Origin of the sequence: Gilvimarinus gilvus (assembly GCF_030518155.1) — a bacterium.
In the GTDB taxonomy this organism is placed as follows: domain Bacteria; phylum Pseudomonadota; class Gammaproteobacteria; order Pseudomonadales; family Cellvibrionaceae; genus Gilvimarinus; species Gilvimarinus gilvus.
The window spans coordinates 18,255-31,133 of sequence record NZ_JAULRU010000215.1 but is presented as its reverse complement, the minus strand read 5'-3'; the positions used below and the strand labels follow the sequence as shown (position 1 = coordinate 31,133).

13 protein-coding genes are annotated in these 12,879 nt (G+C 53.6%); 6 read left to right on the top strand and 7 right to left on the bottom strand.

Features of this window, described 5'->3' with window-relative positions:
• Nucleotides 1-16 precede the first annotated feature (16 nt).
• The 5 genes from cbiB (at nt 17) to QWI17_RS01815 (ending at nt 3,742) form a co-directional block, all read left to right on the top strand.
• On the top strand, nt 17-961 hold the full coding sequence (gene cbiB / locus QWI17_RS01835; protein ID WP_302720781.1) for an adenosylcobinamide-phosphate synthase CbiB: 945 nt from the start codon (nt 17-19) through the stop codon (nt 959-961).
• Nucleotides 958-2,070 (top strand): threonine-phosphate decarboxylase, encoded by a 1,113-nt coding sequence (locus tag QWI17_RS01830; RefSeq protein ID WP_302720780.1) that lies wholly within the window; start codon nt 958-960, stop codon nt 2,068-2,070. The genes cbiB and QWI17_RS01830 overlap by 4 nt, the downstream gene beginning before the upstream one ends.
• Nucleotides 2,071-2,084: 14 nt before the next feature.
• Nucleotides 2,085-2,975, top strand: a complete 891-nt coding sequence (locus QWI17_RS01825) for a cobalamin-binding protein (RefSeq protein ID WP_302720779.1) — start codon at nt 2,085-2,087, stop codon at nt 2,973-2,975.
• A gap of 34 nt (nt 2,976-3,009) precedes the next feature.
• Nucleotides 3,010-3,207 carry a DUF3565 domain-containing protein gene (locus tag QWI17_RS01820; RefSeq protein ID WP_302720778.1) on the top strand — a complete coding sequence of 66 codons (198 nt, stop codon included), beginning with the start codon at nt 3,010-3,012 and terminating at the stop codon, nt 3,205-3,207.
• Nucleotides 3,208-3,280: 73 nt separating this feature from the next.
• The gene (locus QWI17_RS01815) at nt 3,281-3,742 is read left to right on the top strand and encodes a helix-turn-helix domain-containing protein (RefSeq protein ID WP_302720777.1); all 462 of its coding nucleotides are present in this window, start codon (nt 3,281-3,283) and stop codon (nt 3,740-3,742) included.
• Here the strand turns inward: QWI17_RS01815 and QWI17_RS01810 are convergent.
• On the bottom strand, nt 3,739-4,563 hold the full coding sequence (locus QWI17_RS01810) for a polyphosphate kinase 2 family protein (RefSeq protein WP_302720776.1): 825 nt from the start codon (nt 4,561-4,563) through the stop codon (nt 3,739-3,741). The genes QWI17_RS01815 and QWI17_RS01810 overlap by 4 nt on opposite strands.
• Before the next feature lie 90 nt (nt 4,564-4,653).
• Between QWI17_RS01810 and QWI17_RS01805 the strand changes: the two genes are divergently transcribed.
• A complete protein-coding gene (locus tag QWI17_RS01805; RefSeq protein WP_302720775.1) occupies nt 4,654-4,839 on the top strand; it encodes a hypothetical protein in 186 nt (61 codons plus the stop codon).
• Nucleotides 4,840-4,952: 113 nt separating this feature from the next.
• Here the strand turns inward: QWI17_RS01805 and QWI17_RS01800 are convergent, their stop codons facing one another.
• The 6 genes from QWI17_RS01800 to purM all read right to left on the bottom strand — a co-directional run bounded on the left by QWI17_RS01800 (nt 4,953) and on the right by purM (nt 12,742).
• Nucleotides 4,953-8,333, bottom strand: a complete 3,381-nt coding sequence (locus QWI17_RS01800; RefSeq protein ID WP_302720774.1) for a LamG-like jellyroll fold domain-containing protein — start codon at nt 8,331-8,333, stop codon at nt 4,953-4,955.
• Between the two features lie 198 nt (nt 8,334-8,531).
• Nucleotides 8,532-9,599 carry a glycoside hydrolase family 88/105 protein gene (locus QWI17_RS01795; protein WP_302720773.1) on the bottom strand — a complete coding sequence of 356 codons (1,068 nt, stop codon included), beginning with the start codon at nt 9,597-9,599 and terminating at the stop codon, nt 8,532-8,534.
• Nucleotides 9,600-9,747: 148 nt separating this feature from the next.
• On the bottom strand, nt 9,748-10,230 hold the full coding sequence (locus QWI17_RS01790) for an FKBP-type peptidyl-prolyl cis-trans isomerase (RefSeq protein WP_302720772.1): 483 nt from the start codon (nt 10,228-10,230) through the stop codon (nt 9,748-9,750).
• Between the two features lie 48 nt (nt 10,231-10,278).
• Nucleotides 10,279-11,013: a DUF3108 domain-containing protein gene (locus QWI17_RS01785; RefSeq protein WP_302720771.1), complete on the bottom strand. Its 735-nt coding sequence runs from the start codon at nt 11,011-11,013 to the stop codon at nt 10,279-10,281.
• An 11-nt stretch (nt 11,014-11,024) separates the two neighbouring features.
• Entirely contained in the window at nt 11,025-11,690 is a 666-nt protein-coding gene (purN, locus tag QWI17_RS01780) for a phosphoribosylglycinamide formyltransferase (RefSeq protein WP_302720770.1), read from the bottom strand.
• On the bottom strand, nt 11,687-12,742 hold the full coding sequence (purM, locus tag QWI17_RS01775) for a phosphoribosylformylglycinamidine cyclo-ligase (protein ID WP_302720769.1): 1,056 nt from the start codon (nt 12,740-12,742) through the stop codon (nt 11,687-11,689). The genes purN and purM overlap by 4 nt, the downstream gene beginning before the upstream one ends.
• Nucleotides 12,743-12,879 lie beyond the last annotated feature (137 nt).

The window sequence follows — 12,879 nt, the reverse complement described above, 5'->3', positions numbered from 1 at the left end:
CAGCGGCTTCACTCAGATGATTGTTTCCTTTGTGTCCGTTAGTGTTGCATTGGGTGTTGCGCTTGATCGATTGCTCGGCGAACCTAAACGCCTGCATCCACTGGTAGGTTTCGGCAGCTTGGCCCGCACCGTTGAGGCTCTGCTCAATAGGCCTGCATTTATACATGCCCGTGCAGTAGGTGCTCTGGCGTTACTGTTTACCACCGTACCTTGGCTAGTGTTGGCTGTTTTCCTTACGCGTCTGACAAGTGATAGCTGGATGATCCAGTGTGCCCTGGGGGCGGGCGCTGTGTATCTGGCCATAGGTTGGCAGTCACTCGATGCTCACATTGCGCCAATCTTCACAAGCCTGAAAAATGGCCAGCTGGTACATGCCAGAAGGGGAGCCGCGATGATCGTAAGTCGTGATTGCGATGAGCTGGAGGCAGATGGCGTGGCAAAGGCGGCCATCGAGTCTCTGTTGGAGAATACGTCCGACGCCGTTATCGCGCCACTGTTTTGGTTTGTCGTGGCAGGCGTGCCGGGAATCGTAATGTATCGTTTAGTCAACACGCTCGATGCGATGTGGGGTTATCGCAATGCGCGCTACCAACACTTTGGCTGGGCCGCGGCGCGTTTGGATGACGTTCTAAATTATCTGCCCGCCAGACTTACCGCTGCTGCTTTTGTCGTCTGCGCTTTTTCCCGCAATGGTTGGGTGTGTTGGCGTCAGTGCGCCGGCATTTGGGCAAGCCCTAATGCCGGCGCCGTTCTGGCTTCAGGTGCCGGTTGTTTAGGCGTGAGCTTAGGCGCAGGGGCAAGTTACCACGGCGTTTGGCAAGATAAACCTGCCACCCCGGGAAGGGCTGTCATTGCCGATGATTTGTTAAGAGCGACGCTATTAACACGGCGCGCCATTGTATTGTGTACCCTAGCTTTATTGAGCGTGCACGGCGTTTGGGCAGGGGGCCTCGGGTATTGAAAACTACAGTTTCCAGCCAGCATGTCGCTCCTGTACAAGACGCTACAACGCGTAGTGTGGATTACCCCGCGCACGGCGGAGATCTGGCATATGCATCCCGCGTTTTTGGTCTCCCCGATGCTGGTTGGCAAGACTTATCGACGGGCATTAGCCCCTGGTCCTATCCACTGGGGGCGGTACCGGAGTCAGTCTGGCACGATCTTCCCAACAATGTAGCCCCGCTACTCACGGCAGCTTCTCGGTTCTACGGTGTCGCGGCGCAGTGCCTAACGCCTGTGCCGGGCAGCCAGTATGCCATTGAGCGCTTGCCTAATATGTTGGCAGCAACCGGTCCGTCCGATGTGGCTGTGCCTGCAGTGGGCTATTGTGAGCATGCCCGTCGATGGCGACACGCGGGGCACCATGTGAAGTATTACGCCTCTGTGACTGAGCTAGGACAGCTTATAAAGAGTAAATCCATTGCGCATGCGGTGGTTATCAATCCCAATAATCCCACGGGTGTGAGCATTGCGAAAAATCAACTAGCGCAATTCGCGTGCGCGTTACCGGGTTGGCTTATTGTCGATGAAGCCTTTGTCGATATTGATATGACTCAGTCATTGGCCACTAATATTCAGGACCATGACAACCTGATCGTTTTGCGATCGGTGGGTAAATTTTTTGGTCTTGCCGGGTTGCGACTGGGTTTTGTGCTTACATCAGATCAGACCAACATTCGTGAGGTGGTTGCGCCTTGGTCTGTTAGCGGGCCTGCGCTATGGGCCGGAGTAAAGGCGTTGCAAGATAGCGATTGGCAGCAGCGTCAACGCGCCAGAATCCGTTCAGCTAGTGAGAAACTAGAGCGAGTTTTGCGGTCTTGCCTGACCGAAAATATAGCCCTGGTTAACTCGGGGCTGTTTATTACATTAACGTCAATGCGTGAAGCGGCTGTTAACGATTACCTGTTTGAAGTTTATAAAAATTTAGCATGCAGCGGAGTTTATACCCGCTGGGGGTATGAGTGCGGTGATGCAGTATCGGGTTGGTTGCGAATTGGTTTACCGGATGATGACTGCCACCGCATTGCAAGTGCGTTGCGTCAGTTTAAATATAGCGCCGGGCCTGTATAGAAAAGGAGAACACATTGAGAGTTGTTAAGCTTGCTTTATTCATTTTGGCGGTTGTTTTTGCGCCGCTCACCCGCGCCGACGAAAAACCGGCTCGTGTTCAGGTTGTTGACGTCCGCGGTAAGCTCATTGAGCTCGCCCAACCGGCTGAGCGAATCATTGCGCTGGCGCCGCATATTGTCGAGAATGTATACGCGGCAGGCGCGGGCGACAAACTGGTGGCCGCGGTAAGTTACAGTGACTATCCCGTGCAGGCACTGAGCTTGCCGCAGGTAGGAAGTTTTAAAGTGGTTAACTATGAGCGTATTTTGGCTTTAAAGCCTGATCTCGTGCTCAGCTGGTCTTCCGGTAACGGTGAAGATGTCGCGGCTCAGCTGGAGCGTTTGGGGCTCACCGTTTACGTGGACGAATTGCGAACATTGGGTGATATTGCTCAAGAAGTGCGCACCCTCGGTGAGCTGGCCGGAACCTCGACAAGCGCCAATGCAACGGCGGATCAGTGGTTGCAAAAGCTGGAATCTCTTAACCAACGATATAAGAATACCGAGCCTGTCAGTGTTATGTATCAGGTCTGGAATGACCCGCTACAGACACTCAATGGCGAGCATTTAGTCAGTGATGTTATTAGGTTGTGTGGCGGTCGCAATGTGTTTGCCGACGCTGTATCGATTGCGCCAAAAATCAATATCGAATCCGTACTGGCGCGCGATCCGCAGGCCATTGTTGCCAGCGGCATGGGAGAAGACCGACCTGATTGGTTGGATGAATGGCTTAACTACCCATCGCTACAAGCGGTTAAAAATAAACATCTGTTTTTTGTGCCTCCCGATATTATTCAGCGCCATACGTTGCGAATTCTCGATGGCGCTGAACTCATGTGTGAGCACCTCGATTCTGTGCGCCAATAATCATTTTCGCCTAGAGGGGCGTATTCAATAGCTTATGAAACAGCCCATTGTCGGATACCACAAAGACGACGAAGACCACTGGGTGGCGGAGCTCGCTTGTGGCCATAGCCAGCATGTGCGTCATAATCCACCGTGGGTAGTGCGTCATTGGGTCACCACCGAAATGGGCCGGGCGGCCATGCTTGGTCAAAAATTAAACTGTAAATTGTGCAAAATAGATATTGTCGGGTAAAAGTCGGGGCCATTTCGTGGCCGACAGGGCACCATTGCGGCGAGACTATCAACACACACAGGCGAGACACATCATGATTTTGAAGCAGTTGCGTATTGACCGACATTTAACGCAGGAACAATTGGCCGAGATGTCTGGGCTTAATGTACGTACCGTTCAGCGGATCGAACGTGGTCATAAAGCGAGTCTCGAAAGTATGAAGTGTCTGGCTGCTGTGTTGGAAGTAGACGTTGATACTCTCGATGAGGAAGCATATATGGTGGATAAACAATCGGATCAATGGCAACAGGTACCACTGTGGGTAAAGGTGTGGTTTGCGTTTAATTTTTTGACCTGGCGGCCAACCCGCCGCTCGGCAAAAAATGTTGAATATGCTTGTCATATAGCGGGTTTTATATTTTGTCTGGGCGGTTTGGTGAGCCACGTATCTCTAGTGGGTGGGCTATGGTTATTGGCTGTGGCGCACTTTACCTCGCTGCTGCTGCGCCAGGGCGATTACTACGGCGTCTGGCAATTTGAGCAACCCTCTGCCTAGTCGGTGTCGAGCCCCAGCTTTTGGCGCGCCAGTTGGACAATGGCTGGGTCCATAGGCGGGGGCTCAATGACCACTCCTTGGCTAAGAGTTTCTACGATGGTCCTGATGACGTCAATACGGGCATGCCATTTGTGGTGCGCGGCAATAACATGCCAAGGCGAAGCTTCGGAGTCGGTATATTGAAGCATATCGTTAATGGCATTTTCGTAATCGGGCCACTTTTCCCGGTTGCGCAAGTCCTCCATGGTGAGCTTCCAGCGCTTGTAAGGGTCATTCAGGCGCTGTGCAAAACGTTTCAGTTGTTCGTGTTTGTCGATATGAAGAAACAGCTTTACGAAACGCGCCCCATCATCAGTGAGTAAGCGCTCAAACTCGTTGATCTCTTGGAACGCGCGCTGCCACTCATGTTCCTGTGCGAAGCCTTCTATCCGCTCGACTAACACACGCCCGTAATAGGAGCGGTCAAATATAGCGAGGCAGCCCGCCTCCGGTAATTTCGTATAAAAGCGATATAGGTAATGCTTTTCTTGGTTTTCCGGCTTGGGCGCGCCGATAGGGTGTACGGTACAGCCGCGCGGATCGAGTTTTTCCGTGGTTTTGCGAATAGCTCCGCCTTTGCCCGCCGCATCCCAACCTTCAAACACAATAATGGCCCGTTTACCCGAGTGATAATACGCCTGCTGTACGTGGAGTAATTTTGTTTGCCAATACTTCAGTTGCGACTTATATGTTTGTTTGTCGTCAACCTGTGGCTGAACATCATCGAATTGGCGAATATCGAGATTGCGTTGGCGCAATCGAATCTCAGACGGAGACTGCATAGATAGGTGTCCAGTGCAGGGGGTGGGTTTGCCACGGCGTATGGTGTATAAAGTTATTATTAGCCGCAATACAGTAAAGCTGCAACCACCATGAGCAATGTCCTGCCTTTCAAGCGCCCCAGCCCCAAGCAAAAACACAAGGGCAAAACCCTGTGCCGCAGCGGTTTTCACAAGTGGGAAGTAGTAACGAGCCAGCAGTTTGATGTAAAACAGGGAAAGTTAGTGACGCGTTATAAATGCAAACGCTGTGGTGAGGAGAAGGTGGAGGCGCATTGATTGATACGGGAGAGGGAGTACGGTTTACGGAAGATTAAAAAGGAGAGCAATTGCGCTCCTTTTTAATCGTAAAGATGGATAGGGTTTCTCCGTTCTCCGTTCTCCGTTCTCCGTTATTCCGCCAACGCCGCTATTACTTCAGCACTTACCGCTTCGTCAAAGATGACTAGCTCATCCACCAGGCCCGTGTATGGTGTGTCCCAGTAGTTAACGCCAATACCAAATTCAGCGTCGGCGCCGGTAAATACATCGGGGAAGCCGGTGCCGGTAAACACTTGCTCGCCGTTAACGTAGAGGGTGATGTTGCCTGCATCCACTACCGTGGCAAAGTGAGTCCACTCGCCAGCGGCGAACTGAGCGCCGGTGTCACCGTCAAACCAAGCCTCACCTGACCACAGCATGGTATTGCCGTCGCCCGGTCCGAAGGGTACAACGCTTATCCAACTGCTTGTCGATTGCGCGCCAAAGAATGCGGTGGTGAATTGATTTAGCGCCTGTGGGTTTAGCCACAGTGCGAAGCTGTAACGGCTGCCGTCAATCAAACCGTCGGGCAGGGCCACACCACTATTGCCATCGAGGCTGAGCGCCATACCGGATTTGCCCGCGCCGTAATTAACATCGCCACCGGTATTGGTCATTAGGTTGCCGGTTACGGTGCCCGCGCCAAAGTTTGCAGTTTCATCGCTGAGGTGATCATCAAAGCTAAAGTGCGCCACAGGCTCGGCCGGAGCCAGCGAGTTCACAGTAACCACAAATGTCTTGGTGCTGGTTTCGCCGTCCAGGGTTAAGGTCGCAGTCAGCGTGACATCTGTGTCAATCGACTCAGGGCGAGTGACCACCGCCGTATTGCCTTGCACGTTGAGAGCGCTGCTGTTGGATGAGCTCCAGCTAATCGCTGAGGCGTAAGGGCCAGAACTTGGTAACTCAAAGTCCGACTGCACCCCGCTTAAGTCACCCAAGTCCAATAAGTCTTTGGCCGATTCCAGCAGTGCAGTGGCAGGCAGTTGATCGATATCCAGAGCGGTAATTTCGCCGGCACTCAAGGCTGCATCGTAAATATTCAGCTCATCGATCATGCCGTTGAAGGGTAAGTCCCAGTAGTTAACACCCAGTGCAAACAAACCTTCATTCCAGGTGAAAAAGTCTGTGATGCTGCCACCAGAGAATTTTTCCACACCATCGATATAAACGCTAACGGTGCCTTGGTTTACAGCGAAGGCTAAATGGGTCCAGCTGTTTTCGCTAATCAGTTCACCAGCGCTCGCATCAACCCACGCTTGGCTACCACTCCACAGCATGGTGTTGTTATCCCAGCTTTCGGGAACCAGGCTCAACCACTGATCCGCTAACAGACCGCCTTCCTCGTTGGTCAGTTCATTCGCCGCACCAAAAAACGCGGTGCTGAATTGGGTGATCATGGCGGGATTAACCCACATCGAAACCGTGTATTCGTAATTATCGATTAACCCATCTGGCAGGCGAACGCCGTTGGTACCGTCGAGCATTACAGCCTGCCCGCTTTGGCCTGCAGCATAGGCAACAGAACCTGCGTTATGAATACGATCGGCGGTGGCGTAACCGTCGGCTTTGTTGCCAAGGCTGTCGGTTAGGTCGTTCTCAAATTGATATTGAGCCGTTCGGTTATAGGTGACCCGCTGAGGTACAGTGACGTTAAACGACTGCATGCTGTCGATACCCTGACGACTGATAGTGGCGGTGAGTTCAACCATTGCGTCGCCTTCCCCCACATTGGGGCGAGTGACTGAGCCATCTTGTGCAATTGTGCTTGTGTCGCTGATACTCCAGCCAATACTGGCACCACGGGCGCCCTCGGTCGGTAACTCCAGAGCAGTGCCTTTAAATTCAGTCGGTAAACTTAAAGCCGCGGTAATCGCATCAACCACTTCGCCATTGGTTTTGGCCGGAAGCTGTAATCCCCAGATTGACGCCCCCTGTGCAGATAGTGCCGTGAAGGTCGGTACCAGCACCTCTAGGCGCGGGTCCCATTGCCAGGCGGCCAGACCTTCAAAGACAGTGCCGTCGTCGAGCGTGATGGTAATGCGCTCGGGTTGCTCGGCATACAAGGTGTAGCTGCCGTTGACCTCACCGCTAATGCTGCCATCTTCATGCAGTGTGGCTGCCATTGACAGGTGCGCGCTACGGTTGATGTCTTTGCCGTGATCAATGATTTGGAAGTCGCCGACAATATCTTGATAGTCAACAATATTTTCGCCCTCAATGGGCGCATAGCGCTGCGGTGAGGCTACCAGCCAACCGTCATTGTTGACCCACATCTCGTGTACGCGAATAGCGTGACCTTCGCCGCGACCGGGGAAGCGGGTGTGGGTGATCAGGAAGTGCTGACCGGTTGACTCATCGTAGTAGGCAGAGTTGTGACCGGGCGCCAGGTAGCCGCGAGACTCTGCATCAGAGCCGGGCAGGGATTGAAAAATAAACCCGCCCATCATTTTATTGCCGTACGGGGCTATGCTTTCCCAGTTGCCACGGGCATTGGCAACGTCATTACCTGCGGCGTCCAGATAGGGGCCGTCCGGGTTGCGCGAGCGCGCGACGCGAATATTGTAGCCGTCAGCGGCCTCGTAGCCACCGAAGGAGGTGAACAGGTAGTAGTAATCCGATTCGGGGCTGTAGTAAACAAAGCTGCCTTCAATCGAGCTGTGATCGCCACCAATAATATGGGTACCGTAGCCCTGTCCTGGCTCAGGTTTACCGGTTGTTTCATCCATAGCGAGCACAAATATGCCGCCTGAGTATGAGCCGTAAGACATCCAAAGCTGGCCGTCTTTATCAAAAAACGCGGTGGGGTCAATCACGTTAGGGTGGACAAAGGCATCAAAACTGGTGAGATCCCCAACACCGTAGTCACCGGTCATTTCTTCATCGGTTTGTCCCGAGTAAAGGAAAATACCCTGGTCTACGTAAGGGCCTTCTACATCATCAGAAACCGCTACGCCCAAATAGGATCGGGGGCCGTCACACTGGCCGGTGGCCGGTTGGGTACAGTGGTTGTAATAGAAGTAATAGCGCCCGTCATCCAACTGGATAATGTCCGAGGCCCACGAACCTACATAGCCGCCGGTCCACTCGATGCCTTCGGATATTTCGGTAGCATAGGTATTAAACAGAGGGTTGGCGTCGTCAACACCGTTAGCGACGGGCTCCCAGCTAATAAGGTCAGTACTTTTGGCGAAGCCTAAATGTGAACCCACCACGTAAAAAGTTCCATCGTCGATGCGGATAACAGAGGGGTCATGAACCGGTACGTCGTTGTAGTTGATTTCGGCCGCGCCCAGTGTCGGGTTGTCGAACACCTCTAATGGCGCCGAGCTAACCGAAGAGGAAGCTTCGGATGAACTCGAAGAGCTGGATGACGCCACAGATGAGCTTGAGCCGTTACTGTCGCCGCCAGATCCGCCGCCACAGGCAGCCAGAGACAAAATACTCACCGCCAGGGTGAGGGTTCGTATAGACATGGTTTGCACCTCTATTATGCTTTTATCGCAAGTATTAAATATTAATTTATCTAATAATAATACAATAGTAATAATTGATGCAATGAGCAGGAGTAATCAGTGTTTTTCAGGAGAAACCTATAAAAAAGACCACTATATGTATGACATATAGTGGTCTTTTTGACTTTACGGGGGGCGTTAAGGCCGGTCGGCGTGGGTCTACTCAGGGAGTAGGCGTGCTGTTGCGAGCCATAAAAGCGGCGCCTGACCGTGCAAGTCCCCGGTGATACGGGGGCGCTCCAGGTAGTAGGCAGCATCCTGACTTTGTCCGGTGCCTACGCAAACGTCGGTGAGCTGGCCGTTGTCCGTAACCCGTTTGCTCAGCGCCTGCCACGCCTTATCAACCGCGTGTTGATAGGACTCTTTTGGCAGTAGGCCACGCTCAACCCCAACCGCTATGGCGTAGGCGAACATGGCGGTGCCGGAAGATTCCTTCCAGGCGTCGGGGTAATCAAGCAACTGCCGCCACATACCATCAGTGGCTTGGTATTGCAGCAGGGCTGCCATCATGCGCTGATAGCTTTCGCTGATCTGACCGTAGAGTAAGTGATCTTCAGGCAGCTCAGATATCAGCTCTGCTAAACCCGCGGCCACCCAACCATTACCTCGCCCCCAGAAAAAGGGCGCGTCCGGACCGTGATAAAACAGGCCATTGGGCTGCTGCAGTTTGTGTAAGTAAGCGTTGATTTGCAGGGCGGCTCGATGCAGGTAAATGGGTTTTTCCGTGGCCCGGTAGGCTTGAATCTGCAGCGCGCCAATCATCCACACGTCGTCAATCCAGTAGCGGGTTTGCCGGGTAAGACCGTTCTCAAGGGGGGCGGCCCACTGGTCATCGGCGAGCTCAAGGCCCGTGGCCAGCGCCTGTTGATCGCCATTGGTAAAGTAGCGTTCGATAGGGAGAATGCCGTACACATTGGCATCCACATGTTCATCTTGCAGCAAGTCGGCGGTGCCGGGCACGGTTTCATAGCGCGCCAATAGGCGCTCAGTGAGGACTTGGTTGTCGCTGAGGCGAGCGTATTTGAGTGCGCCGTAGGCTGCGGCAGCTTCCGCGTAGTGAAAGCCGGTGAAGTGGTCGCTGATGTACATCATGTAGTCGGGGCGGCTAAGTAAGTCTTCTATCGCTGCCTGGGCTATCGCGTCGGTATTGTCGTGACTTGTGCCTGCAACCGCACATTCGGCGAACAGCAGTGTTAAGGCAAGTAGGGTGGAACGCAGTGCTTGCATCGGTCTCTCGCTTTTATGGGTTATAGTCTGCTAGACGATAACAACTTACGCGCTCAGAGACAAAGAAAAGTACAGAGGTTTGGGTGGCGTAGGCCAGAAGGGGAATTGGTGGCCACCATACACATGCGGTGGCCACCAGAGCGTCACTTTAGTGCTCGTGACCGCCTGCGCCGTGGGCGTGGCCATGCTCTTGTTCTTCCGAAGTGGCTTCACGCACTTCGGTGATTTCCACATCGAAGGTCAGGTCGACACCGGCCAGCGGGTGGTTGGCATCAACAGTCACGGTGTCGCCATCAACCGCAGCGATACTCACAACCTGCGTGCCCTGTTCGGTTTGCGCGTGAAACTCCATGCCTACTTCGATTTTTTCAACGCCGGTAAACATGTTGGCTGGCAGTTCTTGCATCATCTCGTCGTTGCGCTCGCCGTAAGCTTCAGCGGCGGGAACGTCAACTTTCAGTTTGTCGCCAACTTGCTTGCCAACCAGCTCTTTTTCCAGCCCTGGAATGATGTTGCTAGCACCGTGCAGGTAGGCCAGAGGTTCGCGACCGTCGGAGGAGTCGAGCACCTTGCCGTCTTTATCGGTGAGCGTGTAGTGAAAACTGGCAACGCAGTTGTCGGAAATATTCATAGTGAGAGCCTTTGCTTGGTGAATGTGTTTTGAATCAGAGTGAGCCTGTCACTCAAAGGCCGAAATCGTTTCACCGTCGATTTCGGATTCGTGGATGTAAATGGTATAGACGTCGCCACCTTCTTCTTGCTGCATACGAACCAGTAGATAGTCGTACTTGGGTGCCATCCAAGCGTAAGTGACGCGATCATCGTCTTTGCGCGAACGTTTAATTTTTACAGTGTCTACTTTGCCGAGAGGAGTTTCAAGGGTTTCTCTGCCGACAATTTCAAATTCATAATGCTTTACCCGACCGCCATCGGCGATATCGTAGGCGAGGCTTTCAGTCTTGCCGGCAATCAAGTCATGCTGCAGTTGAATCTGAAAGCTGAGCTTGTCCAGTACCCCGGGTTCGATTTTCATCTTCCAGGGTTTGTCTTGCACATTGTTTGTGACCTTGCCGGTTTCCCAGTTAAAGTCGAGTTTGGCGGTTCTGTCACGGCCTAGCCCGGTGCGTTCATAGCTGTAGCTCAAGGGGCGCAAACGATCTTGATTGGGCCAATCAAAATGGCTGATCTCCTCAATGCTGGCGACAAAAGAGTCGGCAAAAAAGCGCAGCTTGTGGCCGTCATCCAAGGCGGTAAGCTCGTGGGTCACGGTAATGCCGATACCGTAAACCCGGGCCTTGTAGATGTTTTTAAACTGTTTGGGCGGCGTGGCCTCACTAACCGATGCGGTATCGGCGGTGGCGCACATGGAGATAAGTCCAAGTGCTAAAGCAAAAATTGCGGGAGTCAGGCGCATAGCATCCTTTGTTAAGCGTTGTCAGTCCTTACTTGGTAACCACTGGCCGGCAAAGGTTCACCGTCAAGCAGTGCCTTGTTGTCAGCCATGGTTAATTTTCCCTCGGCAAACCACTGTACTGCCATCGGGTAGATCACGTGTTCCTGAGCTTGCACCCGACTGGCCAGAATACTCGCATCATCACCCGCTAATATGGGGACCACCGCCTGAATGGCGGCGGGGCCACCGTCGAGCTCAGCTGTGACAAAATGCACCGTCACCCCGTGTTCGCTGTCACCGGCGTCCAGGGCGCGCTGGTGCGTATTCAGCCCCTGGTACTTGGGCAGCAAAGAGGGGTGAATGTTGAGCATGCGGCCGCAGTAACGCTGGGTAAATGCTGGCGTTAATATACGCATAAAGCCGGCCAGTACAATCAGATCGGGTCGGTAGCTGTCGATGTGCTCGGCTAGGGCCGCGTCAAAGGCCTCGCGTGACTCAAAGCCTTTGTGATCAAGAGTAATGGCTTCAATACCGGCCTGGGCCGCGCGCTCCAGCCCCTTTACGTTGGGGCGGTTACTGATTACGGCGGCAATCTCAATGGGCAGGCCGGCACTGGACTGGCCGTCGATTAACGCCTGTAAATTGCTGCCGCTGCCGGAAATTAAAACGACAACACGGGTGGTTGACGCTGAACTCATTGAGCGATCCCTTGCAGCTCCACTTGTTCTTCGCCGTCAGCGGCGTCGCTGATGACACCAACCTTGAGAGCGGTTTCGCCGGCATTGGTCAGCAGCTCTATCGCTGCATCGGCTTGGTCGGCAGGTACCGCCAATATCATGCCTACTCCGCAGTTAAAGGTGCGGTACATTTCGCGTGCATCGACGTTACCGGCTTGTTGCAGCCATTGAAATACCGGTGGTAGCTGCCAGGCGGTGGTGTCGATTACGGCTTTGGCGTTGTCTGGCAGTACGCGGGGAATATTTTCCAGCAGGCCGCCACCGGTGATGTGCGACAAGGCGTGTACGGGGAGCGCTTTAATAAGTGCCAATAACGGCTTAACGTAAATACGGGTCGGGGCCATCAGAGCCTGGGCCAGGCTTTCACCGCCGCAGTCCTGATTTAAATCGGCACCTGATACTTCAATGATTTTGCGAATCAGCGAGTAGCCGTTGGAGTGAGGGCCGCTAGAGGTGAGGCCAATTAACACGTCACCGGCGGCAACCTTACTGCCATCAATGATTTCACTTTTTTCGACGACACCGACGCAGAAGCCGGCCAGGTCGTAATCTTCACCTTCATACATGCCGGGCATTTCGGCGGTTTCGCCGCCAACCAGGGCACAGCCGGATTGAGCACAGCCTTCGCCAATACCCGTGACAACATCGGCGGCCACATCAACGTTGAGCTTGCCGGTGGCGTAGTAATCAAGGAAGAACAAAGGCTCGGCGCCGGCAACCACTAAGTCGTTGACGCACATGCCCACCAGGTCAATCCCGATGGTGTCATGCTTTCCGAGATCCATGGCCAGGCGCAATTTGGTGCCGACACCATCGGTACCCGAGACCAATACCGGCTGGCGGTAGCCTTCGGGTATTTCACACAGAGCGCCAAAGCCACCCAGTCCGGCCATTACTTCCGGGCGCCGGGTGCGTTTGGCCACACCTTTAATACGTTCAACTAAGTCATTACCTGCATCGATATCGACGCCGGCGTCTTTGTAACTGAGTGAGGTGGGGGTGTTTTCGCTCATGCGCTGTTTGATTCCGTACTGGGCTCGGTGGTTAAGTCCGGGCGAGTTGATCACAAAGGCGCGTATTCTACCGGAAAAAACCTATAAATACCTCCGTAAAAACGTCTGTTTTGACAGGGTTCGCGCAGGGCGCGCGC